Raw genomic sequence first — 22,818 nt, 5'->3', positions numbered from 1 at the left:
CTTCAATAGAAGGTGATGTACATCTTGAAGGCCAGCGTGGAAAACATCGTGAGAATGCCGAGGCTCAGCAGTCCGACGCCCCATTGCTTGTCCCGGTAGTTGAAGCCCACGCAGAGCAGAACGAACCCGATGACGATGAGCGTCAGAAGCCAGTGCATGCTGTCCATCGGTGAACCTCCGAATACTGATACCTGGCTACAACTCTAGCCGCTTCGGCTGGGCCCCGGCCTGATTCAGGTCATCTGCGGGCGCGCGTGGTGCCGCAGCGCTGACGGACGCGGCAGCGGCGCCGCGTCCATGAAGCACTCGTCAGCGGGAACGCGGCACCGGGGCGAGCAGTTCTGCCGGTGGCATTTCGCACTGAATCTTGCGGCCGATCAGCGCCTCGATGGGTGGCAGGGCGAAGGCATCGTCCTCACCGGCGAAGCTGATGGAGGTGCCGCTGGTGCCGGCGCGGCCGGTGCGACCGATGCGATGGACGTAATCGTCCGGGTCTTCAGGCAGGGTGAAGTTGATCACATGGCTGATGCCGTCGACGTGAATGCCGCGACCGGCGACGTCGGTGGCGACCAGCACGCGAATCTTGCCCTCGCGAAAGCCCTCCAGCGTGCGGATGCGCTTGTGCTGCGGGACGTCGCCGGACATCTGCGCTGCACTGATGCCATCCTTGGTCAGGCGCTCTTCGATGCGTCGTACTTCGTCCTTGCGATTGGCGAAGACCATTACCCGCGTCCAGTCGTTCTGGGTGATCAGGTTGTACAGCAGCTTGTACTTGTCGCTGCCGGCAACGGCATAGACGTGCTGCTCGACGGTATCGCTGGCCACGTTCTCCGGTTCGATCTCGACCACGGCGGGGTTGGTCGTCCACTGCTGCGCCAGGTTCATCACGTCGTCGGTGAAGGTGGCGGAAAAGAGCAGGGTCTGGCGTTCGCTCTTGGGTGGCGTCTGCCTGATGATCTGGCGGACCTGCGGGATGAAGCCCATGTCGAGCATGCGGTCGGCTTCGTCGAGAACCATCACCTCGACCATGTCCAGGTGGACTTCGCCGCGCTGGTTGAAGTCCAGCAACCGGCCGGGGGTGGCAACCAGGATGTCGCAGTAGCGCGACTCCAGCTGCTTGAGCTGCTTGTCGAAATCCATGCCGCCGACAAAGCTCATCACGTTGAGTCCGGTGTACTTGGTCAGGTCCAGCGCATCGTTTGCGATCTGCACCACCAGTTCGCGAGTCGGAGCGATGATCAGGGCACGCGGCTCGCCCATGTAGCGTTCCTTGGGCGGTGGCGTTTCCAGCAGCTGGGTGATGGTCGAGATCAGGAAGGCCGCCGTCTTGCCTGTGCCGGTCTGTGCACGGCCGATGGCATCGCGGCCCTTGAGCGTGTAGCCCAGCACCTGTGCCTGGATCGGTGTGCAATAGGGGAAGCCCAGGTCATGGATCGCGTGCATCAGCTCCGGTGCGAGCTTGAAGTCATGAAAGCGGGTCTTGCCTTCGGCCGGCTCGACCACGAAGTCTTCCAGCTTCCAGGCCGGCGCGGCGGGTTTCGGCGGTTTGCTGCTGCGCTGGCGGCGTGGTTTGTCGGCGCTGCGCTGGGAGGGTTGCGGCTTGGACTGGGTTTCGTCCGTCGCGCCCGGCTGCGTCACGGGGTCGGGTTGCCGTTCGGTAGTGGCAGATGGGGCGCCGGTGGGTATGCCGGCCCGCTCGTCCGGGGCCTTGCCAAAGATTTTCTTGAGTGCTTTGAGCACGGTCTTCTCGTCGTCGAATTGGGAAAGAATCGCGCGTCAGTGTAATGCAAGACGCAAACCTGGCGAAGCCTCCCGCCCCGGCGGGGTCGGCCGGCGCGGTGGCACCGGTCGACGAAGGCAGGCGTGACGCGGCGCGCCGCCTGCCACGATTGCCGCACGCCTGGCTTGCGCTCGATGCGCCGGGTCAGCCAAGGCGTTCGGCGAGCCAGGCGCCGATGTCACGGATTTCCTCCGGCAGTACCTCATGGCCCATCGGGTAATCGCGCCAGGTCGCGGCGACGCCGGCGCCCTGCAGAGCCTGATAGGCCGCATGGCCCATCACCATGGGCACGACATCGTCGCGGCTGCCGTGCAGGCATAGCACCGGATACCGCAGCGCGGTCGGGGAGAACGCCGGCGGCTCGGTAAAGGTAGGCGCATAGGTCGAAAGCGCGATGACGCCACCCAGCGGCCCCTGCCAGCGCAGAAACGCGGTGTGCAGCACAACCGCGCCCCCTTGGGAGAAGCCGGCTAGGAAGATGCGTGCCGGATCGATTCCTGCGTCACGTTGCGCCTCGATCAGCGAGATGACCTGCTGTGCCGAAGCCTCCAGCTGCTCGCGATCGATCGCGCGGGCTGGGCTCATGGCGAGGATGTCGTACCAGCTCGGCATGCTCCATCCGCCGTTGATGGTCACCGGCCGTGTCGGCGCCTGAGGTAGCACGAAGCGTGTGCTGTGCAGGCGCTGTTGCAGGGCCTCGGCCACTGGCAGGAAGTCATAACGGTCGGCGCCCAGGCCATGCAGCCAGATGACGCAGGCGTCTGCGCTGGCGGTGGGTTCGAGGATCAGCGGTTCGCTCATGGATCGGCTCCAGTTCAGGGCAAGTCGCCTCGTCTTGGGGCAGGCGGGCGAGGAAATAGCGCGAGGGTACTCGCTCCTGCGACCGGATTGAACCCGCCGTAGAGCGTGGCAGGCGGCGTCGCATCGAGCTGGTATGCCGCTTGCTTTGGCTGCCTGGCTCTGAACGGAACGGCCCTCGCGAGCGGGGCCGAGGCAGTGAAATAAAGAACATTGCCGATCATCAACGGACGACTAGACTCAGGTCAGGCTGCGGCCGCTTCGCTGGTCAAGGCATCGAAGCGCCAGGCCCGAACCCGAGAATAAGAAAGCAAACTGGAGGTTTCGATGATTAGGGTGAAATCCACACTGGCTGCGCTGGGTGCTGCGTCACTGCTGGGCATCAGCGGGCTGGCGCAGGCAGGGCGACCCTGGATGCGGTGCAGAAGAAAGGATTCGTGCAGTGCGGTATCAGCGATGGCCTTCCGGGCTTCTCGTTCGCCGATGCCAAGGGGCAATTCCAGGGGATCGACGTGGACGTGTGCCGTGCGGTCGCCGCGGCCGTGTTCGGCGATGCTACCAAGGTCAAGTACAGCCCGCTGACCGCCAAGGAGCGTTTCACCGCGCTGCAGTCGGGGGAAGTGGATGTGCTGTCGCGCAATACCACCTGGACCAGCTCGCGGGACGCCGCGATGGGGCTGAACTTCACCGGCGTGACCTACTACGACGGACAGGGCTTCCTGGTGAACAAGGAGCTTGGGGTGTCCTCGGCCAAGGAGCTGGACGGTGCCACGGTGTGCATCCAGGCCGGCACCACCACGGAGCTGAACCTGTCCGACTATTTCCGCGCCAATGGCCACAAGTACACCCCCATCACCTACGACACCTCGGACGAAAGCGCCAAGTCGCTGGAGTCCGGCCGCTGCGACGTGCTGACCTCGGACCAGTCCCAGCTCTACGCACAGCGCATCAAGCTGGCCAAGCCTGACGACTACGTCGTATTGCCTGAAGTGATTTCCAAGGAGCCGCTCGGCCCGGCCGTTCGCCAGGGTGACGAGGAGTGGTTCGATATCGTGCGCTGGACGCTGTTCGCCATGCTCAATGCCGAAGAGCTCGGCGTGACCTCGGCCAACGTCGAGGAGATGGCTAAGAGCACCAAGAATCCTGACGTGGCGCGTCTGCTGGGTGCCGAAGGCGAATACGGCAAGGATCTCAGACTGCCGAAGGATTGGGCCGTCCAGATCGTCAAGCAGGTAGGAAACTATGGCGAGATCTTCGATCGCAACGTGGGTGCCGGCAGTGAGCTGAAGATCGAGCGTGGCCTCAATGCCCTGTGGAACAAAGGTGGATTGCAGTACGCGCCGCCGGTGCGTTGAGCCTCCGTGGCCGGCCTCGTGCCGGCTCGTTTCATGGATGAGTACGGCCGATCCGCGAGGGTCGGCCGTGCGGTATGAGGATTTTCGATGCGTTCGATCGCCAGAGGCACCGCGCCCCGACGTTCGCTGCTGACCGATCCACGAGTACGCGCCTGGGTCTTCCAGGTGATTGCAGTGTTGGCAGTGGTGGCGTTCGGCTGGTACCTGTTTCATAACACCCAGAACAATCTTGCCCATCGCGGCATCACGTCCGGATTCGGCTTTCTCAACAACGCCGCCGGCTTCGGTATTTCCCAGCATCTGATCGACTACAGCGAAAGCGACAGCTACGGACGCGTTTTCTGGGTCGGTCTGCTCAACACCCTGCTGGTCAGCGTAATCGGGATCGTCCTGGCCACCATCATGGGCTTCATCCTCGGCGTGGGGCGCCTCTCCAGCAACTGGCTGATCCGCCAGCTGGCGACGCTTTACATCGAGATCTTCCGCAATATCCCGCCGCTGCTGCTGATCTTCTTCGTCTATTTCGCCGTAATCAGCCCGCTGCCGGGGCCACGCAACAGCCTGAGCCTGTGGGATGCGGTGTTCGTCAACAATCGTGGCGTGCAGATGCCGGCGCCCAGTGCTGCCGATGGCTTCTGGGCGTTCTGGCTGGCGCTGTTGGTCGCGCTGGTCGCCGTGGTAATGCTGCACCGCTGGGCGCGGGCGCGACGGCATGCAACAGGGCGCATGTTCCCGGTGTTCTGGACGAGCCTCGGGCTGTTCATCACCGTACCCTGGTTGGTGACGCTCGTTGCCGGGGCACCGTTCAGCTGGGAAGTGCCGGAGCTGCAGCGCTTCAACATCCGCGGCGGCTGGGTGGTGATACCGGAGCTGGTGTCGATCGTGGTGGCGCTTTCGGTCTATACCGCCGCCTTCATCGGAGAAACCGTGCGTTCGGGCATCCAGTCGGTCAGCCATGGCCAGACCGAGGCGGCCGCATCGCTCGGCCTGCGTCCGGGGCAGGTCCTGCGGCTGGTCATCGTGCCGCAGGCGTTGCGAGTGATCGTGCCGCCGCTGACCAGCCAGTACCTGAACCTGGCGAAGAACTCGTCGCTTGCAGCGGCGATCGGCTATCCGGACATGGTCTCGCTGTTCGCCGGCACGGTGCTCAACCAGACCGGGCAGGCCATCGAAACCATGGCCATCACCATGAGTGTCTATCTGGCCATCAGCATCAGCATCTCGCTGCTGATGAACTGGTACAACAAGCGCATTGCGCTGATCGAGCGGTGAGCGCATGACCATTCATTCCTTCAAGCCCGACCTGCCGCCGCCGACGATCAGCATCGGTGCGCTCGGCTGGCTGCGGGCCAATCTCTTCTCCAGTTGGATCAACACGCTGCTGACCCTGGTCGGGCTCTATCTGCTCTGGCTGATCGTGCCTCCGGTACTGGAATGGGCGATCTTCAAGGCTGACTGGACCGGCGACACCCGCGCCGATTGCAGCCGCGAAGGCGCCTGCTGGGTGTTCGTGCAGGTTCGCTTCGGCCAGTTCATGTACGGCTTCTACCCCACCGAGCTGCGCTGGCGGGTCGATGCGGCGGCATGGTTGGCGATCATCGGCGCGGCGCCACTGTTTCTGCGGCAGATGCCGCACAAACTGCGCTACGGCATCGGTTACCTGCTGGTCTATCCGCTGCTGGCCTACTGGCTGCTGCATGGCGGATTCCTCGGGTTGCAGACGGTGCCGACCAGTCAGTGGGGCGGCTTGATGCTGACGGTGGTGATCGCCGCGGTGGGCATTGCCGGCGCCTTGCCCTTGGGCATCCTGCTGGCGCTCGGGCGACGCTCGGACATGCCGGCCATCCGGGTTCTCTGCGTGACCTTCATCGAGTTCTGGCGCGGCGTACCGCTGATCACCGTGCTGTTCATGTCGTCAGTGATGCTGCCGCTGTTCCTGCCCGAAGGCATGAACCTCGACAAGCTGTTGCGGGCGATGCTGATGGTGGTGTTCTTCGAGGCCGCCTACATCGCCGAAGTGGTGCGAGGCGGCCTGCAGGCGATCCCCAAAGGGCAGTACGAGGCGGCGGCCGCCATGGGTCTGGGCTACTGGCGCAGCACGCTGCTGGTGATTCTGCCGCAGGCGCTGAAGCTGGTGATCCCGGGCATCGTCAATACCTTTATCGCCCTGTTCAAGGACACCAGCCTGGTGATCATCATCGGCCTGTTCGACTTCCTCAACAGCATCAAGCGCGCTACGGCGGACCCGGCCTGGCTGGGTATGTCCACCGAAGGCTATGTCTTCGCCGCGCTGGTGTACTGGATGTTCTGTTTCGGCATGTCCCGCTATTCCATGCGCCTGGAGCGCAAGCTGGACACCGGCCACAAGCGTTAGGAGTGAGATATGAATGATTCAATTGCGCAGGCCGGGCAGGCAAGCGAGCCGGTCATCCGCATGCAGGGCGTGCACAAGTGGTTCGGGCAGTTCCATGTGCTCAAGGACATCAACCTGTCCGTACGGCAGGGCGAGCGCATCGTGTTGTGCGGGCCGTCTGGGTCGGGCAAGTCCACCACCATCCGCTGTCTGAACCGCCTGGAGGAGCATCAGCAGGGGCGCATCGTTATCAACGGCGTCGAGCTGACCAGTGACCTCAAGCAGATCGAGGCGATTCGCAGCGAAGTCGGCATGGTCTTTCAGCATTTCAACCTGTTCCCGCACCTGACAGTGCTGCAGAACTGCACGCTGGCGCCCATGTGGGTGCGCAAGCTGCCACGCCGGCAGGCCGAGGAGGTCGCCATGCATTATCTGGAGCGGGTACGCATTCCGGAGCAGGCCAACAAGTATCCCGGGCAGCTGTCCGGTGGCCAGCAGCAGCGCGTGGCGATCGCCCGCGCCCTGTGCATGAAGCCGAAGATCATGCTGTTCGACGAGCCGACGTCGGCCCTCGATCCGGAAATGGTCAAGGAAGTGCTGGACACCATGGTCAGCCTCGCCGAAAGCGGCATGACCATGCTCTGCGTGACCCACGAGATGGGCTTCGCCCGAACGGTGGCCGACCGGGTGATCTTCATGGACAAGGGTGAAATCGTCGAGCAGGCCGAGCCGGAGGTGTTCTTCACCAGCCCGGTGAACGACAGGACCAAGCTGTTCCTCAGTCAGATCCTGCATTGAGCGAGGCCGAAGGGGAGACCGTCGGGGCGGAAGGCGTTCGGCTGTCTTCGGCTGGCCGTCATGGGCTAGAATACGCGCCCCGACTGCTCCCCCCTCCGAGGCTGTTCCGACGATGTTGATCCTGCGCGGTGCTCCCGCTCTTTCCGCCTTCCGTCACGGCAAGCTCCTGGCACAACTGACCGAAAAGGTTCCCGCCGTCAGCGGGTTGTATGCCGAGTTCGCCCATTTCGCCGAGGTTTCCGGCACGCTTGGCGCGGATGAGCAGAACGTACTGACCCGTCTGCTGAAGTATGGCCCCAGCGTACCGGTGCAGGAGCCGGCCGGTCGGCTGTTCCTGGTGGTGCCGCGCTTCGGCACCATCTCGCCCTGGTCGAGCAAGGCCAGCGACATCGCGCACAACTGCGGCCTGGAGAAGATCCAGCGGCTGGAGCGGGGTATCGCCTACTACGTGCAGGGCGAGTTGTCCGACAGCGATGCTCAGCTTGTCGCTGCCGCGCTGCATGACCGCATGACGCAGCTGGTGCTGGGCCGGTTCGAGGAAGCCGCCAACCTGTTCAGTCATGCCGAACCGAAGCCGCTCACGGCGGTGGACGTACTCGGCGGCGGTCGCGCCGCGCTGGAGAAGGCCAACGTCGAGCTGGGCCTGGCCCTGGCCGAGGACGAGATCGACTACCTGGTGCAGGCCTTCAGCGGGCTGGGACGCAACCCGCACGACATCGAACTGATGATGTTCGCCCAGGCCAACTCCGAACACTGCCGGCACAAGATCTTCAATGCCAGCTGGGATATCGATGGCGAGAGCCAGGAAAAATCCCTGTTCGGCATGATCAAGAACACCTACCAGCTGCACAGCGAAGGCGTGCTGTCGGCCTACAAGGACAATGCCGCGGTCATCGTCGGCAACGTCGCCGGTCGCTTCTATCCGAATCCCGAGACGCGCGAGTACGCCGCGAGCCAGGAGCCGGTGCACATTCTGATGAAGGTGGAAACCCACAACCACCCGACCGCCATCGCTCCGTTCCCTGGTGCTTCCACCGGCTCGGGCGGCGAGATCCGCGACGAAGGTGCGACCGGGCGCGGCGCCAAGCCGAAGGCTGGCCTGACCGGTTTCACCGTATCCAACCTGAACATTCCCGGCTTCGAGCAGCCCTGGGAGAAGCCGTACGGCAAGCCCGAGCGCATCGTCACGCCGCTGGACATCATGATCGAGGGCCCGCTGGGTGGCGCCGCGTTCAACAACGAATTCGGCCGTCCGGCGCTGACCGGCTACTTCCGTACCTTCGAACAGGCGATCAACACGCCGCGTGGCGAGGAAGTACGGGGCTATCACAAGCCGATCATGCTCGCCGGCGGCATGGGTAACATCCGCGAGGAGCATGTGCAGAAGGGCGAGATCTCGGTCGGCGCCAAGCTGATCGTGCTCGGCGGCCCGGCCATGCTGATCGGTCTGGGTGGTGGCGCGGCATCCTCGATGGCCACCGGCACCAGTTCGGCGGACCTGGACTTCGCCTCGGTACAGCGCGACAACCCGGAAATGGAACGTCGCTGTCAGGAGGTCATCGACCGCTGCTGGCAGCTGGGCGAGCACAACCCGATCAAGTTCATCCACGACGTCGGTGCCGGCGGCCTGTCCAATGCGTTTCCGGAGCTGGTCAACGATGGTGGCCGTGGCGGTCGTTTCGAACTGCGCAACATCCCCAACGACGAACCGGGCATGGCGCCGCTGGAGATCTGGTGCAACGAGTCCCAGGAGCGTTACGTGCTCTCCGTCGATGCGGCCGATTTCGAGCGCTTCAAGGCCATCTGCGAGCGTGAGCGCTGCCCGTTCGCGGTGGTCGGCGAGGCCACCGAGGAGCCGCATCTGACCGTTGCCGACAGCCATTTCGGCAACAAGCCGGTGGACATGCCGCTCAACGTGCTCCTCGGCAAGGCGCCGCGCATGCACCGCACTGCCAGCCGCGAAGCCGAGCTGGGTGACGACTTCAGCGCCGCTTCGGTCGATCTGGCCGAGGCCGTGACTCGCGTGCTGCGCCATCCCGCCGTGGCCAGCAAGAGCTTCCTGATCACCATTGGCGATCGCAGCATTACCGGTCAGGTGGCGCGCGATCAGATGGTCGGTCCGTGGCAGGTGCCGGTGGCCGACTGTGCCGTCACCGCGACCAGTTATGACGTCTATACCGGCGAAGCCATGGCGATGGGCGAGCGCACGCCGCTGGCGCTGCTGGACGCCCCGGCGTCGGGCCGCATGGCCATTGGTGAAACGCTGACCAACCTTGCCGCTGCGCGGATCGAGAAGATTTCCGACATCAAGCTGTCGGCCAACTGGATGGCCGCAGCCGGTCATCCGGGCGAGGATGCGCGGCTGTACGACACCGTTCGTGCCGTCGGCATGGAGCTTTGCCCGCAACTGGGCATCACCGTTCCGGTGGGCAAGGACTCGATGTCGATGAAGACGCGCTGGTCGGAGGAGGGGGGCGAGAAGAGCGTCACCTCGCCACTGTCGCTGATCGTCTCCGGTTTCGCTCCGGTCGCCGACATCCGCCAGACCCTGACTCCGCAGCTGCGCCTGGACAAGGGCGCCACCGACCTGATCCTGGTCGATCTGGGCCGTGGTCAGAACCGCATGGGCGCCTCGATCCTCGCTCAGGTGTACGGCCAGATCGGCCGTCAGGCGCCCGACGTCGATGACGCCGAGGATCTGCAGGCCTTCTTCGCCGTGGTCCAGGGCCTGAATGCCGACGGTCTGCTGCTGGCCTATCACGACCGCTCCGACGGTGGTCTGCTGACCACCGTGCTGGAGATGGCCTTCGCCGGTCATTGTGGCTTGAACCTGAATCTCGACGGCCTGCTGGACAGCGCCGACGACATCGCCGCCTTGCTCTTCAACGAGGAACTCGGTGCGGTGCTCCAGGTGCGCCAGGATGACACCGAGATCGTGCTGGCGCAGTTCAGCGCGGCCGGATTGGGCGATTGCGTCGCGGTGATCGGGCAGCCGGTGAACAATGGCCATGTGTCGATCAGGCACGGCGAGAATGAAGTGTTCGCTGGCGAGCGCCGTCTGCTGCAGCGCCAGTGGGCCGAGACCAGCTACCAGATCCAGCGTCTGCGCGACAACGCCGAGTGCGCCGATCAGGAGTTCGATGCACTGCTGGAAGAGGACAACCCAGGCCTGAGCGCCAAGCTCAGCTTCGACGTCAATGAGGACATCGCCGCACCCTTCATCAAGCGCGGCGTGCGCCCCCAGGTGGCGGTGCTGCGCGAGCAGGGCGTCAACGGCCAGGTGGAGATGGCCGCCGCGTTCGATCGCGCCGGCTTCGCAGCGGTCGACGTGCACATGAGCGACATCCTTTCCGGCCGCGTCAGCCTGGACGAATTCAAAGGTATCGTCGCCTGCGGCGGCTTCTCCTACGGCGACGTGCTCGGCGCTGGCGAGGGCTGGGCCAAGTCGATTCTGTTCAATGCCCGCGCGCGGGACGGTTTCCAGGCGTTCTTCGAACGCAAGGACAGCTTCGCCCTCGGCGTGTGCAACGGTTGCCAGATGATGAGCAACCTGCACGAACTGATTCCGGGTACGGAGAACTGGCCGCACTTCGTGCGCAACCGCTCGGAGCAGTTCGAAGCACGGGTGGCGATGGTCCAGGTGCAGGATTCGCCATCGATCTTCCTGCAGGGCATGGCCGGCTCCCGCCTGCCGATCGCCATCGCCCATGGCGAAGGTCATGCCGAGTTCGAGAGCGAGGAAGCCATGCTACAGGCCGATCTGTCCGGCACCGTGGCGCTGCGTTTCGTGGATAACCACGGCAAGGTCACCGAGCGTTACCCGGCCAACCCGAACGGCTCGCCGCGCGGTATCACCGGTCTATGCAGTCGTGACGGTCGCGTGACCATCATGATGCCGCACCCGGAGCGGGTGTTCCGCGCCGTGACCAACTCCTGGCGCCCTGACGAGTGGCAGGAAGACGGCGGCTGGATGCGCATGTTCCGCAACGCCCGGGTCTGGGTCGACTGAGCGTCCTGCTGAGCGCTACCAGATAGCCCGCTCGACGCTTGCGTCAGCGGGCTTTTTCCCTTGTGAACCCGTTCCATGAACCGCGCGCCTCGGCTGTCGTCTCAGCTATGACGCACCGCACCGTTTGGTAGTTGCGTTGATGGCAAGCTGCCACCTCACTGTCTGGCGCCCGCCGGGTTCACCTGCATGGAGAGTTCGATGTACAAGCTGTGTTTCTCTACGAAAATGAGAAAATGCTTGTAAATCAAATGGTTAGGAGCGATGTGGAGCCTAGTTTCTAACCAATATCTCTAACCAAAATATCTACCCTTTATCAGTCGTCTTCTATAGCCGAAAACGCCTCTTGCACGCTCTTGTTCCCTACGGCTGGTCAGCACATCATTGCCGTGATATCAAAGAAATATCACACAAGGAGGATGGAGCCATGCCCCGCTACTGCATGAATCTCGAAAAAGACGAACACGGAGACAACGAAGTTCACAAGGAAGGATGTGAGTGGACCCCCATCAAGAATAGGGACCTTGGCACCCACCCTAGCTGTAAGGAGGCCGTAGCTCTGGCAATCGTGCTTGGCTTTAAAGACGCTAACGGCTGTTACCACTGTTGCCGGGACTGCCACTCATCCTAACCATCACACAAAGGAAATTTGGAATGATCAAGAATATATCTGTAACTGCGTTGTTGCTCGGAACGATCCCAAGCGCGTTTGCGTGGCAAGACGTTAGCTACTCACGAACGCTACCATCTGGCGCTGTGTACTGCACAAGCCAAGGCAACCTTGAAAAGTTCGGGGGCTATGCTCAAGACGGAGACGAGCGAGGTGCAGACCGGATGCTCGATAGCGGGAAGTGCCGCATTAGCTCTGGCATGAGGGTTGAGGTGTTCCAAGAGGACCAAGATTTTATGGTCAGCTTCCTTTCCCCAAGCGGTAAAGCGTTCTACACCTTCAAGGCATTCTTTAGATAACCCCCCGCCAAAAAGCCCCCATGCTTCGCACAGGTGTGGGGGATTCTCCCCTAGCAAATATCACAGCCCGAAACATTCGCTGAAGTTCCCCGCTCGGGATATGACCGGCTTAACTCGCGCCCGCTGATCACTTTTTGACCAGTTACACGAATTTAAAATATCGAGCGTAGGGCTACAGTGAGCGCTATTGAGCTTTTGTGTGAAGACATACCACGCAAAGGAAACGGAGAGAACGTGCGTTCTAGCGTGCTCAGCGACGCTCTAAGGGGCATTCCTGAAGGGATTTGAGGGATAGCAGGAAGCCCCACTAGATGAGTGTGAACGAATCACACCATAAAGCAGGGCTTGAGAGGGGGAAACAGAAGGTTAAGAGGCAGCTTTGACCCGCTGCACTGTACTGATACCGACGTTCAGTGACTCCGCCACCTTGCGAATGGACATACCAGATTCTAGAGCGGCCTTGATCGCTTCTGCATCTACCCGAGGCTTGCCGCCCTTGTACTTGCCTGCTGCTTTAGCCTGCTGAATTCCTTCACGCTGACGCTCAAGGATCATCGAGCGTTCGAACTGATACACGGCACCAAGCATCGAGAGCATAAGCTCCTGCATGGGGCTGTCTTCGCCTGTAAAGGACAAGTTTTCCTTATGGAACCGGACGGCTACCCCCTTGGCATTGAACATCTTCACCAAGGACAGAAGGTCTTCAAGGTTACGGGCCATACGGCTGATATCGTGGACGACTACAGTGTCACCTTCCCGCACATACTCGATTAGCTGTTGCAGCGCAGGGCGCTTGGTGTCCTTACCTGAGCACTTGTCTTCGAACACCTTGTCCAGAGTGTAGCCGTCAAGCTGACGGTCTGTGTTCTGATCTACCGTGCTGACTCGGATATAACCGACCGTTGCCATGATTGCCCCCTTGCTGTGTTCATCTACGTCTTAGATGTTTGCAGTTTAGGGTAAAAAAGCAATGAACACAACTCTGTTGAACACGAATAGCCAAGCGAAGCGTATTCAGGGAATTGTACTCAGCAGCCTATAGCCTGTTGAACACAACGATTTCCTAGCGTCCTGCCTTCACTTCCAGCATCTGCACACGGCGATCAATCTTGTTCAGACGCTCCGTCACTCGTGCGTCCAGGGCATTCGTTCGCCCTTCGTTGTAACTGAGGTGGTTGGTCACTCTGTCCTCGATTTGGGATACGCGGCTATTGGTGGCCTGTAGGTCAGCAGCCGATGGCAAAGACCAGATCACCAGCAAGACGGTGGACAGGGCAAAAATGTTAAGGATTTGAAGGCTATTAGAAAAAGTAATCAATTTATGCTCCTTTATTGGGGATATATATTCTTGAATTGAAAATGTTTAGCAGAACATCGCGTTTAAGCGATGAAATATGCTTAACACAAAACTAAATGTTATTAAGTAACATCAGGACTACAGCGGAGCTATGGGAATAGCCGGGGAAGGCAGAGAATGTTTATCCCTGCCTTTTAAATACAGCTTTGTATGTTTACTGGGGTTTATAGCACTGTATGTGGCGTGCTACCTATTTAGAGCCGAATGCAATGTCCGTTTCTGTCAGCAGACCTTGTAGAGAATTATCAAACTGCTGCCGGATGTGTGGTTCAAGCTCCTGAGCAAGCTGCTCGGCATCCTTTGCTTGTGTGTTTACGACAATTCCACCGGGGCTGATGGTCATGCTTGCCTGCATGCTGATGTTGTTCGTTGTGCTGGATAGCTGTTCAAGGATGCTTTCGGGGTTGGCGTACTGAGCTGCCTGCATCTGCCATTCTGGCTTCGGGTAAAGCATTGGAGTGATGGGCTGGCGGGGTTTCTCTTGTAGCTTTGTGATACTTGCCGTTGATGGCATAGACAAAGCCGGTGGCTTGTTCCAACGACTAACATCCTGCAATGCCAGCACCTTCAGAGGGTCTTGTTTAGCTAACCTCTGCTCAAGCTTGGCGGCAGGGGTGCCCCAATCAGCAGAAAGCTTAGGCATGTAGCGGTCTGACTCCTTCTGCCAATCTGGACGCTTGTAGAGCATCGGTGTGATGGGCTGACGTGGCTTCTCTTGTAGCTTTGTAATGTTCGGAACACTCAAGAGGCCACGTCCCATGCTTGGAGCCATCAGGGCTTCACTACGTTGTTCGTAGCTAGCTTGTTTGGCCATTGCTGGGCTGTTCTCAAGAGCCTTAGCACTCCACGATACTAGGCTGGCTGTAGCTGACAGGGCACCAGCTCCAAGGCTGTACATTGCATCTCTGAGGGGAATGGTGGCGGTGTGCAATTCTTGCTGTGCTGCTGTGAATCGCTTGATGCTCGGGACCATCTCCCCGTCAACAGTTCGCTGTAGCTCTTCGGTGAATCTTGCATTAGCAAGCCGGTTTTTACTGGATTCAGCGCTTGCGGCAAATTCTTCGACACGAGGGGCCACATATGCGGCTTGGCGTGCATAAGCTTCTGCAAGCATATCCGGCGTAACCTTGCGAGCTGCCATATCCTTCAAGAAAGCTTCCATGCCACTCTTGCCTGTGCGGTCCTGCCATACCTCCTGAACGAATCGCTTGATCCCGGCGTTTGCATCTCCAAGTTGTTGGTTACCGTAGCCTTCAAAGAGGGTCGCTAATCCTCTCCCGCTTTATTCAAGCTGCTCATGCTCTGACATGAGTTGAGACCATATCTTCACCTTCGGCATTGTCCGGTAAGGTGCTCCCCGTTTCGGGCTGCTTAGCCCTACGCCTTGCGGCTGGTCGTTGAACGTTCCTTCTGATTAGAAGGCTTCGCTGCTGATTGCCCTCGTCTTTACGTTAGGGGTTTCCAGCAATTAAAGGAGTTTATTTTTCTGCGCATTTCGGCACAGCGAGCCTAACCGTTAAGCTCTTCACTCATAAGCGCCTGTTTACCGAATGTCTGGGTAATGGCGTATAACTGGCGGCTGTTCTGGTCGTCCGTCAGGCCGCTACCCTTTGTGGCAATACTGACGTTCTCAAATAGCTTGAATGCTTCTGCTGCTGATAGCCCGGCCCCTTGTAGCTGCTTCATTGCTTGGGCGTATGCGTCAACGTTCTTTTCAGCGTTCAGACCGAGGCGATTGCTAAGGATGGTCTGAAGTAGCCATGTATTTCCCCGGCATACCACCTGGCGCAACTTTTAAACTCGCCAAATGACCAAAAAACAATCAATTCGACGAGTATTTCTTACGTTTTCGCCACCCGGACCCCACTCCGGTGGCCATTTCCCGCATTACAGGCGCACCTCTCCTGCATTCGTCAGTAAATGTCGGCGCGCCATCCACAGGTTCGACAGAGCGAACAGTGTCACCAGTTGCGCCGTGTTTTTGGCCAAGCCGCGAAAGCGCACCTTGGTGTAACCGAACTGGCGCTTGATTACCCGGAACGGATGCTCGACCTTGGCGCGCACCTGAGCCTTGGCCTTTTCAATCTTGCGCTTGGCTTTGTACAGCACGCTGCGCTTATCGAGTTTTTTGTAGGTGCTGCGGCGTGCCGCCACCTGCCAGATAACTTCACGTCCTTCATGCTCGGGCCGCTTTTCGACACCGGTGTAGCCTGCATCGGCGCAGACCACGTTTTCGTCGCCATGCAGCAATTTGTCCACCTGGGTGACATCCGCCACATTGGCCGCCGTGCCCACTACGCTGTGCACCAGACCCGATTCGTCATCGGCGCCGATGTGGGCCTTCATGCCGAAATAATACTGGTTTCCCTTCTTGGTCTGGTGCATTTCCGGGTCGCGCTTGCCGTCCTTGTTCTTGGTCGAACTGGGCGCATTGATCAGCGTTGCATCGACGATGGTGCCCTGGCGCAGCGACAGGCCGCGGTCGCCCAGATAGCCATTGATGACAGCGAGGATGCCGGCCGCCAGCTCGTGTTTCTCCAGCAAGCGGCGGAAGTTGAGAATGGTGGTTTCGTCGGGGATGCGCTCCAGGTTCAGCCCGGCAAACTGGCGCAGGATCGTGGTTTCGTACAGCGCTTCCTCCATCGCTGGATCGCTGTAGCCGAACCAGTTCTGCAGCAGATGCACACGCAGCATCGCCATCAACGGGTAGGCCGGACGGCCACCTTCACCCTTCGGATAATGTGGCTCGATCAAAGCAATCAAGCCCTTCCACGGCACCACCCGATCCATCTCGATCAGGAACAACTCCTTGCGGGTTTGCTTGCGCTTGCCAGCGTACTCGGCGTCGGCGAAGGTCATCTGCTTCATCGGGAAACTCGGTGGGTGGGGTCGCGGTATTTTGCCAAATCAGAAAGTCTTTTTCAGAGTTTCCCTAAGCTCAAGAAAACGAGCATTCATTGCGTCCCGTCCGGCTCGATCTTGGGAGCCTGACGCTACGTCCATGGCTATCCTCTGGGACTCTCGTTGTGTTTGGGATTGGTTGAGCTTATCCACTTGCCGATAAGCCATATAACCACCTGCTGTCACACCAGCTACAGCAAGACCAGCGGGACCGCCCATCATTGGGAGACTTGCTCCGAGGGTGCCTCCAAAGCCTGCGGCCCCGGCATATGGCCCAAGACTTTGTGTGTTCGGCATATGTGGCATTGAAGGAATACGGGGAATATATGGAAGGTGCATTGGGTAGTTAGCGTTCGCGCCTCCCGAACTACCTTGTATAGTGCGGACATTTAATCGAGCTGCCGATGCTGCGCGAGTGAAAACATTTTGCACCTGTCGCGTGATGCGAGCTTCATCAAGCTTCACACTGCCAATACGCAATTCTGTAAGGCGACCAATCCTGTTCAAATCAGTTTGAATGGAGCGCTGAGCGTTCAGGGTGTTGTCAATCTGAACTTTCTTGATCTTCAGTGTTGGGAGGACAAGAGTTTTACTAAAGTCCTTCTGAAGAGCTGCTGTTGTCTTCTTTACCTTGCCTTCAAGGACCTTCAGATATTTATCTACCCTCTGTAAATCTTGTAGACGTGTTTGTATGCCGATCTGGGCATAGAACGATGAAACGGGACGAGTCATTTATTTTATCCTTTGTTTGTGTTTGGGAAGGGGGCGCAATGCCCCCTGTCCTTGTTAGTCGTTGGGCTGTAGCCCCATTGCTTCCAAACGTTCACGGATGATTCGGTTGGTGGGGTTGTTGGGATGACTTGGAGAACGAGCGTTCGCTTCGTGAATCATATTCACGTAATACTGCACCTCTTCTTGAGTGAGATTAGATTTAAGCTCAGGCTCTTTTTTCTCTTCTACTTTCTTTGGAGCCACTACAGGAGCTTTAGCAGTGACAGGAGCAGGAGCAGGAGCGGTAAGAGCGGCTTGTTTCTTTTCTTCTGCTGCTCGTTTCATAGCGCGTTCAAATGCTTTGATGTTAAGAGGCATCTTATTTGCCCTCCTTGGTGATGGTCATAAAATATTTACGGGCTTCTTCTTTTGCTTCTTCCCGAGCTTTACGCTCTTTCTCTTCAGCGGCCTTGCGTTCCTTTGCCACTTGAGCCTGATACAATTGCTCTGCAAGGATGGATTCTTGCTCAGCGTTGAATGCTTCAATCTCGGATTTGTATTTTTCTTCTACTTCAAGCTTGAGAGCTTCAATTTCTTCTTCCTGAAGCTGTTCCGGTTTGTTGAAGTAGGCCGAGTAGGAATGATTCCCCGAACGGCACGGAAGCTTTTCATTTAGGCTGTAGCCTGCTGCTACAAGCTCCACCACCTTCTTTGTATAAAGGAGAAGAATAGGTTCATCTATGTGCTGGCAAGCTGCGTGAGAGCCTTTGTAACGCTCAATTGCTTTAGCCTGACGTTCTGCCAATACTTCGGCAGAAAGGATCATTGGCTGTTGGACGTGTTGTTTAGTAGTCATATTGTGTTTCCTCTTTTATGGTTTATATAAATTGCAGGCAATAGCTGCCTGCGGCATTGACCCTGAATGAGTCAAATTCGTTGATGTTTTAAGGGTTGTTTGTTGCTTGTTCTGCCCCAGTGTGGGGAGGGTTTGTAGCAGATCGTTTAAAACAGAAGCGTTTTTCCGTAGTGAATAGCTATTTAGAACGGGCTAAATTCCTCTTCCTCTACTTGTTTGGTGCACACTTCAAACTGTCGGCCTATGAAGGCATAACGAGTGCCATTCAAGTGCACGATACAATTGCTTGGGTCTTCAACATAGAAGCCGCGAGTCTCCAGCCAATCCCACATGCGGTCATTAATACTGCCGTTCCGCTCGTAGCAAATATCAGGCAGAGTGCTCAGGTCGATACCGTCGATTCCTGATGCGGATAATTGCTTAGCCGCTGGCACAGATACAGATACAGGCTGTTCTATCGTTTCCAGCTCGCTGTAGCTAAGGGCATCAGCACAAGAGCCATCATCGTCTTCAGGCTCGGGCATAAAGTCGTCGTATGCGTCCATTGGCACAGCTTCAGAGGCCCACTCAGCACTAGCAGGCACGAAGTCATCTATTGTCGGGGCTGCAAGCTCCTGGGGGGCTTGTGTGGGCTGCTCCTTGGCCTGTACAGGGGCTTTCGCCGCGTCTTCCTGCACCAACACCAAGTCACGGTGAATCACATAGCTGTTCGACTTGTGGCCACCGATACGAGTCTCGTGTGCAGTCAGGTAGCCGGCCTCGCGTAGTGCTCGGAAGAATCGTTTGACTGTTGATTCGGAGACGCCGCAAGCGTTGCCAATATCAATCTGGTTGTCGAAGTAGGCGCGCTTGTCATCGGTGAAGAACTTGTAGCGGTCAAGAACATACAACCATACAAGCTTTTGTTCGGCACTGAACGGTTTTACAACCTGTTTAATTTCGCCAGTGTCTTTTTCTACCTCAACACCTACGAAGCCTTTAGCAGAAAGGATGTTCTTGTAAGCTGGCAGGTAGATATCAAGCTGTTGTTCGGATTTAGCAAAGAGTTGAGTGGCCATTGGTAATATTCTCCTCATGGGATGGACGTTGTAGGATTTGTTTAAATAGAGCGGTGACAGCTTGATTGCACGTATGGCTTGGGCTGGAGTGCCCAAGGTGTTCCATAAGCTGCAACAGCTCATCACTTGCTTTGTCGCACAGTGTGATTCTGATTTTCATATGCACCCTCATTACTTGAATAGAGCCAGGGGGCACAGAGACCCTTGGCTATTTATATTTCTATGATCTTGCGATCTTTGCACCAACACAAATGTATAAGAGCCGAAGGCTCATGCACCAACAAATCAAATACAGTCAACACAGAACCAAGCTTTGCTTTTGCTTGTTACAGTGCCAAGCGTGAGTCGTAGACGAACAAGATTGGTGCTGGGTTTTCTAATGTGTCTGTGTGCGAACGGTCGAAGACCTGAGCTAAGCAGATACATCAAACAGAGAAGAAAGAAATTTAGCTTCTATGCTTTTATTCTTTATTTCTAAATCTGTTTTACTGTAATCAGTATTACTATAGGAGCATCAAGACCCTTGGCCAAGGAGCACAGAGACCCTTGGTAGGGAGCACAGTGACCCTTGGCTTTATTTATCACCACCTCCGCCGAGTGCATTCACCCGTGCAAGCTCTTGTTTCAGTTCCAAATGAAGTAGGTGCTGTTTGAGAAGCTTATGTGCTAAAGCTTGTAGGCTAATATCAAGCTCCAGCTCTTTCGCCTTCTCAAACCATTCCAGCGGCACGATTACCTTGATTCGTTTATCCCGTTCTTTGTCATACAGCATTGTTAAACTCCTTGTTCAAGATTGTGTTCAGATATGCGGATACCGTTTGGTTGTGTTGCTTTGCTTGTGTCTCAAGCTTTGCCAGCAGCTCAACTTGCAGCAGGAACGTTTGCTTCTGGTAGCACTGGTTGCCCAGATACATTGTTTGTCGCAATTGTCATTTCTCCTTTCTATAGGCAATAGAATCCCGTCAAACGATGTTTGATATGAATTAGCGTTGGGATGGTGTTGCCGGGATCGTTGATTTACAGCACTAAGGATGGTCTGAAGTAGCCATGTATTTCCCCGGCATACCACCTGGCGCAACTTTTAAACTCGCCAAATGACCAAAAAACAATCAATTCGACGAGTATTTCTTACGTTTTCGCCACCCGGACCCCACTCCGGTGGCCATTTCCCGCATTACAGGCGCACCTCTCCTGCATTCGTCAGTAAATGTCGGCGCGCCATCCACAGGTTCGACAGAGCGAACAGTGTCACCAGTTGCGCCGTGTTTTTGGCCAAGCCGCGAAAGCGCACCTTGGTGTAACCGAACTGGCGCTTGATTACCCGGAACGGATGCTCGACCTTGGCGCGCACCTGAGCCTTGGCCTTTTCAATCTTGCGCTTGGCTTTGTACAGCACGCTGCGCTTATCGAGTTTTTTGTAGGTGCTGCGGCGTGCCGCCACCTGCCAGATAACTTCACGTCCTTCATGCTCGGGCCGCTTTTCGACACCGGTGTAGCCTGCATCGGCGCAGACCACGTTTTCGTCGCCATGCAGCAATTTGTCCACCTGGGTGACATCCGCCACATTGGCCGCCGTGCCCACTACGCTGTGCACCAGACCCGATTCGTCATCGGCGCCGATGTGGGCCTTCATGCCGAAATAATACTGGTTTCCCTTCTTGGTCTGGTGCATTTCCGGGTCGCGCTTGCCGTCCTTGTTCTTGGTCGAACTGGGCGCATTGATCAGCGTTGCATCGACGATGGTGCCCTGGCGCAGCGACAGGCCGCGGTCGCCCAGATAGCCATTGATGACAGCGAGGATGCCGGCCGCCAGCTCGTGTTTCTCCAGCAAGCGGCGGAAGTTGAGAATGGTGGTTTCGTCGGGGATGCGCTCCAGGTTCAGCCCGGCAAACTGGCGCAGGATCGTGGTTTCGTACAGCGCTTCCTCCATCGCTGGATCGCTGTAGCCGAACCAGTTCTGCAGCAGATGCACACGCAGCATCGCCATCAACGGGTAGGCCGGACGGCCACCTTCACCCTTCGGATAATGTGGCTCGATCAAAGCAATCAAGCCCTTCCACGGCACCACCCGATCCATCTCGATCAGGAACAACTCCTTGCGGGTTTGCTTGCGCTTGCCAGCGTACTCGGCGTCGGCGAAGGTCATCTGCTTCATCGGGAAACTCGGTGGGTGGGGTCGCGGTATTTTGCCAAATCAGAAAGTCTTTTTCAGAGTTTCCCTAAAAACAGTAGTAAATGCTGTATTTCTATCTGTGTTTACGTGGTAGGCGATAGGGGGCTGTTAATATCTTCGACCAGCTTTTCCAAATCTTTAATTAGCTGGGCAATATTGTCTTTGTTCTGCAAGCTATAGAGCACATCAGCAAACCGATCTTTAGCCAAGGCTCGCAAGCGGAATCGTCTAATTCGACAGGCATTGCCACACACCACCTTGTCACTGCGCCCCTCGATGGGTGTTCCGCACATAATACAGCTACGCATTCAATGTCCCTCCTTGTTCAATAGCCGCTTCGATGGCTGTGGTTATGTTCCTATAGGCTTCAGCAAGTGCTTTGTCCAATATGTTGACTGGATGGTGAGGGTTAGGATGACATCCATTAGAAAGCCAGCCTTGTATCACTTCGTGGAATTCGTCAACTGTTAGCCAGCTCCATTCTGTCTTCAGAGCGTAGTTGAATTGATTGGCACAGCGTTGGCTGCAATATTTCTTTGTTTGTCGTGATGTGGGCATTGTCTTGCCACACCAGACACAGTTTCGTTGAACGATAGCCAAGGGCATACCTCCATTAAATTGGTGAAAAATTCAAAGATAAAATCTTTAGGGTTTAAAAAGAGGCATACAACCCAAGGAAAAAGAGCTGTATGCCTATAAGATGTGTAGCGCAGCAAGAAGAGGAAATGCACCACACATAGAACAACTACCAAGCTCCCTCAAACCAGAAAGCTAAAGTAGAGAAGCCGGGAAAGCTTCTTTTAATTCCTCACCAGACCATATGTCAGAGTCCAGTGAGGCGGAAACACAAAACTGTAGAAAGCAAAAACCCACAAAAGTGGGGTATATTCTTTCGGATTATAAAACTTAGACGAGGGAAGTGCTAAGGAAAGTCACAAAAGAGAAGAAAAATGTTTAATATTTATTCCTTCTGTGCTTGCAATATATTATACACTCAAAGTCCGATTTTGGATATAGCTCTAAAGTGTGATTTTAATACTTTGGCGTAAATAACACATACATTTGCTGGTATGTCTTATTGCGGACTTAGTGTATAAAACAATTCTTGAGCTATGTGGTAAGTTTAACATTCACTACGCGATTCTGTCAAGTAGGTAAAGCAATAAAAAGCAACTATTTTGTTAACTATTTCGTATCTGGTAGTGCAGGAGGCACAGAACATCACGGTTACAGGTTAAATATCGTTATTCATTACCAAATGCTTGTTCAACAGTGACCACCTTCTAACCTGATGCTTGTTAAAGAAGCGTTCGAGGTTATGTGGTTTCTGAGCTTTGATAACAGATGCCATCCGCTCTAATCGCTGTTCTGTGCAGACACGTCCCAGCACCACCACATCAGCAGAGAATGTTTTGTCTGCAATGTCCTGAATGTCTTCAATGCGTGCAGGAGCCAAGATCGACAGGAAGGCTTGTGGCTTCTTCTCCCTGTTCAGGAGCTGGATTCGTATCAGGAACGGGTGTTCGGGATGGCGACGGCGTAGGAGCTGCTTAAACGCAATCATGTCATCGAGCAGGGCAATGGAGTCTGGTTCGGACGTGTAGAAAACAGAATGCTGATGGTGCCAAGGGTGGGCACGGAGCATCGAGAGATATTTTCTCTTGGTCTTGTCCTCTGAAGCTTCTGACACCTAGTACATCCTC

Annotated in this window: 21 protein-coding genes and 1 pseudogene; 6 read left to right on the top strand and 16 right to left on the bottom strand. The window is 57.0% G+C overall.

Annotated elements, in window-relative coordinates:
* Window positions 1–2: 2 nt before the first annotated feature.
* From P5703_RS16335 to P5703_RS16325, 3 genes are all read right to left on the bottom strand, one after another.
* Window positions 3–158: a hypothetical protein gene (locus P5703_RS16335; protein ID WP_162130029.1), complete on the bottom strand. Its 156-nt coding sequence runs from the start codon at window positions 156–158 to the stop codon at window positions 3–5.
* 151 nt (window positions 159–309) lie between these two features.
* On the bottom strand, window positions 310–1,740 hold the full coding sequence (gene rhlB, locus P5703_RS16330) for an ATP-dependent RNA helicase RhlB (RefSeq protein WP_041771663.1): 1,431 nt from the start codon (window positions 1,738–1,740) through the stop codon (window positions 310–312).
* Between the two features lie 184 nt (window positions 1,741–1,924).
* Window positions 1,925–2,581 (bottom strand): alpha/beta hydrolase, encoded by a 657-nt coding sequence (locus tag P5703_RS16325; protein WP_017244350.1) that lies wholly within the window; start codon window positions 2,579–2,581, stop codon window positions 1,925–1,927.
* A gap of 324 nt (window positions 2,582–2,905) precedes the next feature.
* Between P5703_RS16325 and P5703_RS16320 the strand changes: the two are divergent.
* The 6 genes and pseudogenes from P5703_RS16320 to P5703_RS16295 all read left to right on the top strand — a co-directional run bounded on the left by P5703_RS16320 (window position 2,906) and on the right by P5703_RS16295 (window position 12,059).
* A pseudogene (locus P5703_RS16320) lies at window positions 2,906–3,933 on the top strand (amino acid ABC transporter substrate-binding protein).
* Between the two features lie 87 nt (window positions 3,934–4,020).
* Window positions 4,021–5,205 carry an amino acid ABC transporter permease gene (locus tag P5703_RS16315; RefSeq protein WP_264884457.1) on the top strand — a complete coding sequence of 395 codons (1,185 nt, stop codon included), beginning with the start codon at window positions 4,021–4,023 and terminating at the stop codon, window positions 5,203–5,205.
* 4 nt (window positions 5,206–5,209) lie between these two features.
* Window positions 5,210–6,307, top strand: coding sequence for an amino acid ABC transporter permease (locus P5703_RS16310; protein WP_013982039.1), 1,098 nt, complete (start codon window positions 5,210–5,212; stop codon window positions 6,305–6,307).
* A 9-nt stretch (window positions 6,308–6,316) separates the two neighbouring features.
* Window positions 6,317–7,084 carry an amino acid ABC transporter ATP-binding protein gene (locus P5703_RS16305; RefSeq protein WP_014596028.1) on the top strand — a complete coding sequence of 256 codons (768 nt, stop codon included), beginning with the start codon at window positions 6,317–6,319 and terminating at the stop codon, window positions 7,082–7,084.
* Between the two features lie 112 nt (window positions 7,085–7,196).
* On the top strand, window positions 7,197–11,093 hold the full coding sequence (gene purL / locus P5703_RS16300) for a phosphoribosylformylglycinamidine synthase (RefSeq protein ID WP_125856710.1): 3,897 nt from the start codon (window positions 7,197–7,199) through the stop codon (window positions 11,091–11,093).
* 651 nt (window positions 11,094–11,744) lie between these two features.
* Window positions 11,745–12,059 (top strand): hypothetical protein, encoded by a 315-nt coding sequence (locus P5703_RS16295; protein ID WP_003285945.1) that lies wholly within the window; start codon window positions 11,745–11,747, stop codon window positions 12,057–12,059.
* 366 nt (window positions 12,060–12,425) lie between these two features.
* Here the strand turns inward: P5703_RS16295 and P5703_RS16290 are convergent, their stop codons facing one another.
* From P5703_RS16290 to P5703_RS16230, 13 genes are all read right to left on the bottom strand, one after another.
* Window positions 12,426–12,968, bottom strand: coding sequence for a recombinase family protein (locus P5703_RS16290; RefSeq protein WP_285588163.1), 543 nt, complete (start codon window positions 12,966–12,968; stop codon window positions 12,426–12,428).
* Between the two features lie 154 nt (window positions 12,969–13,122).
* Window positions 13,123–13,377, bottom strand: coding sequence for a hypothetical protein (locus P5703_RS16285; protein WP_079327407.1), 255 nt, complete (start codon window positions 13,375–13,377; stop codon window positions 13,123–13,125).
* Window positions 13,378–13,606: 229 nt separating this feature from the next.
* Window positions 13,607–14,578, bottom strand: coding sequence for a hypothetical protein (locus tag P5703_RS16280; RefSeq protein ID WP_285588159.1), 972 nt, complete (start codon window positions 14,576–14,578; stop codon window positions 13,607–13,609).
* Between the two features lie 347 nt (window positions 14,579–14,925).
* Complete coding sequence (locus P5703_RS16275; protein WP_285588157.1) at window positions 14,926–15,207, bottom strand: hypothetical protein; 282 nt, start codon at window positions 15,205–15,207, stop codon at window positions 14,926–14,928.
* A gap of 96 nt (window positions 15,208–15,303) precedes the next feature.
* The gene (locus tag P5703_RS16270; protein WP_010466230.1) at window positions 15,304–16,284 is read right to left on the bottom strand and encodes an IS5-like element IS1384 family transposase; all 981 of its coding nucleotides are present in this window, start codon (window positions 16,282–16,284) and stop codon (window positions 15,304–15,306) included.
* A gap of 39 nt (window positions 16,285–16,323) precedes the next feature.
* Window positions 16,324–17,049: a hypothetical protein gene (locus P5703_RS16265; protein WP_285588155.1), complete on the bottom strand. Its 726-nt coding sequence runs from the start codon at window positions 17,047–17,049 to the stop codon at window positions 16,324–16,326.
* A 54-nt stretch (window positions 17,050–17,103) separates the two neighbouring features.
* Window positions 17,104–17,406: a hypothetical protein gene (locus P5703_RS16260; protein WP_285588153.1), complete on the bottom strand. Its 303-nt coding sequence runs from the start codon at window positions 17,404–17,406 to the stop codon at window positions 17,104–17,106.
* A 1-nt stretch (window position 17,407) separates the two neighbouring features.
* On the bottom strand, window positions 17,408–17,884 hold the full coding sequence (locus P5703_RS16255) for a hypothetical protein (RefSeq protein WP_285588150.1): 477 nt from the start codon (window positions 17,882–17,884) through the stop codon (window positions 17,408–17,410).
* 182 nt (window positions 17,885–18,066) lie between these two features.
* Window positions 18,067–18,942, bottom strand: a complete 876-nt coding sequence (locus P5703_RS16250) for a DUF6945 domain-containing protein (RefSeq protein WP_285588147.1) — start codon at window positions 18,940–18,942, stop codon at window positions 18,067–18,069.
* A 574-nt stretch (window positions 18,943–19,516) separates the two neighbouring features.
* The gene (locus P5703_RS16245; RefSeq protein WP_285588144.1) at window positions 19,517–19,714 is read right to left on the bottom strand and encodes a hypothetical protein; all 198 of its coding nucleotides are present in this window, start codon (window positions 19,712–19,714) and stop codon (window positions 19,517–19,519) included.
* A 402-nt stretch (window positions 19,715–20,116) separates the two neighbouring features.
* Window positions 20,117–21,097 carry an IS5-like element IS1384 family transposase gene (locus P5703_RS16240; RefSeq protein ID WP_010466230.1) on the bottom strand — a complete coding sequence of 327 codons (981 nt, stop codon included), beginning with the start codon at window positions 21,095–21,097 and terminating at the stop codon, window positions 20,117–20,119.
* 101 nt (window positions 21,098–21,198) lie between these two features.
* Window positions 21,199–21,423 carry a hypothetical protein gene (locus P5703_RS16235; protein WP_285588141.1) on the bottom strand — a complete coding sequence of 75 codons (225 nt, stop codon included), beginning with the start codon at window positions 21,421–21,423 and terminating at the stop codon, window positions 21,199–21,201.
* 926 nt (window positions 21,424–22,349) lie between these two features.
* A complete protein-coding gene (locus tag P5703_RS16230) occupies window positions 22,350–22,805 on the bottom strand; it encodes a hypothetical protein (RefSeq protein WP_285588135.1) in 456 nt (151 codons plus the stop codon).
* Window positions 22,806–22,818: the final 13 nt, after the last annotated feature.

The organism is Stutzerimonas sp. FeSN7 (assembly GCF_030263795.1).
GTDB classification, from domain to species: Bacteria; Pseudomonadota; Gammaproteobacteria; order Pseudomonadales; family Pseudomonadaceae; genus Stutzerimonas; species Stutzerimonas stutzeri.
The sequence above is the reverse complement of the archived record's forward strand: the minus strand, read 5'-3'. Positions and strand labels throughout refer to the sequence as shown.

Excerpts from the sequence above, each read along its gene's own strand:
- P5703_RS16250 (WP_285588147.1), bottom strand. The coding sequence starts at position 18,942 with ATGGCCACTCAACTCTTTGCTAAATCCGAACAACAGCTTGATATCTAC.
- P5703_RS16265 (WP_285588155.1), bottom strand. The coding sequence starts at position 17,049 with ATGACTCGTCCCGTTTCATCGTTCTATGCCCAGATCGGCATACAAACA.
- P5703_RS16235 (WP_285588141.1), bottom strand. The coding sequence starts at position 21,423 with ATGCGTAGCTGTATTATGTGCGGAACACCCATCGAGGGGCGCAGTGAC.
- P5703_RS16280 (WP_285588159.1), bottom strand. The coding sequence starts at position 14,578 with ATGGAAGCTTTCTTGAAGGATATGGCAGCTCGCAAGGTTACGCCGGAT.
- P5703_RS16315 (WP_264884457.1), top strand. The coding sequence starts at position 4,021 with ATGCGTTCGATCGCCAGAGGCACCGCGCCCCGACGTTCGCTGCTGACC.
- P5703_RS16260 (WP_285588153.1), bottom strand. The coding sequence starts at position 17,406 with ATGCCTCTTAACATCAAAGCATTTGAACGCGCTATGAAACGAGCAGCA.
- P5703_RS16325 (WP_017244350.1), bottom strand. The coding sequence starts at position 2,581 with ATGAGCGAACCGCTGATCCTCGAACCCACCGCCAGCGCAGACGCCTGC.
- P5703_RS16305 (WP_014596028.1), top strand. The coding sequence starts at position 6,317 with ATGAATGATTCAATTGCGCAGGCCGGGCAGGCAAGCGAGCCGGTCATC.
- P5703_RS16255 (WP_285588150.1), bottom strand. The coding sequence starts at position 17,884 with ATGACTACTAAACAACACGTCCAACAGCCAATGATCCTTTCTGCCGAA.
- P5703_RS16290 (WP_285588163.1), bottom strand. The coding sequence starts at position 12,968 with ATGGCAACGGTCGGTTATATCCGAGTCAGCACGGTAGATCAGAACACA.
- P5703_RS16335 (WP_162130029.1), bottom strand. The coding sequence starts at position 158 with ATGCACTGGCTTCTGACGCTCATCGTCATCGGGTTCGTTCTGCTCTGC.
- P5703_RS16295 (WP_003285945.1), top strand. The coding sequence starts at position 11,745 with ATGATCAAGAATATATCTGTAACTGCGTTGTTGCTCGGAACGATCCCA.
- P5703_RS16270 (WP_010466230.1), bottom strand. The coding sequence starts at position 16,284 with ATGAAGCAGATGACCTTCGCCGACGCCGAGTACGCTGGCAAGCGCAAG.
- P5703_RS16240 (WP_010466230.1), bottom strand. The coding sequence starts at position 21,097 with ATGAAGCAGATGACCTTCGCCGACGCCGAGTACGCTGGCAAGCGCAAG.
- P5703_RS16245 (WP_285588144.1), bottom strand. The coding sequence starts at position 19,714 with ATGCTGTATGACAAAGAACGGGATAAACGAATCAAGGTAATCGTGCCG.
- P5703_RS16310 (WP_013982039.1), top strand. The coding sequence starts at position 5,210 with ATGACCATTCATTCCTTCAAGCCCGACCTGCCGCCGCCGACGATCAGC.
- purL (WP_125856710.1), top strand. The coding sequence starts at position 7,197 with ATGTTGATCCTGCGCGGTGCTCCCGCTCTTTCCGCCTTCCGTCACGGC.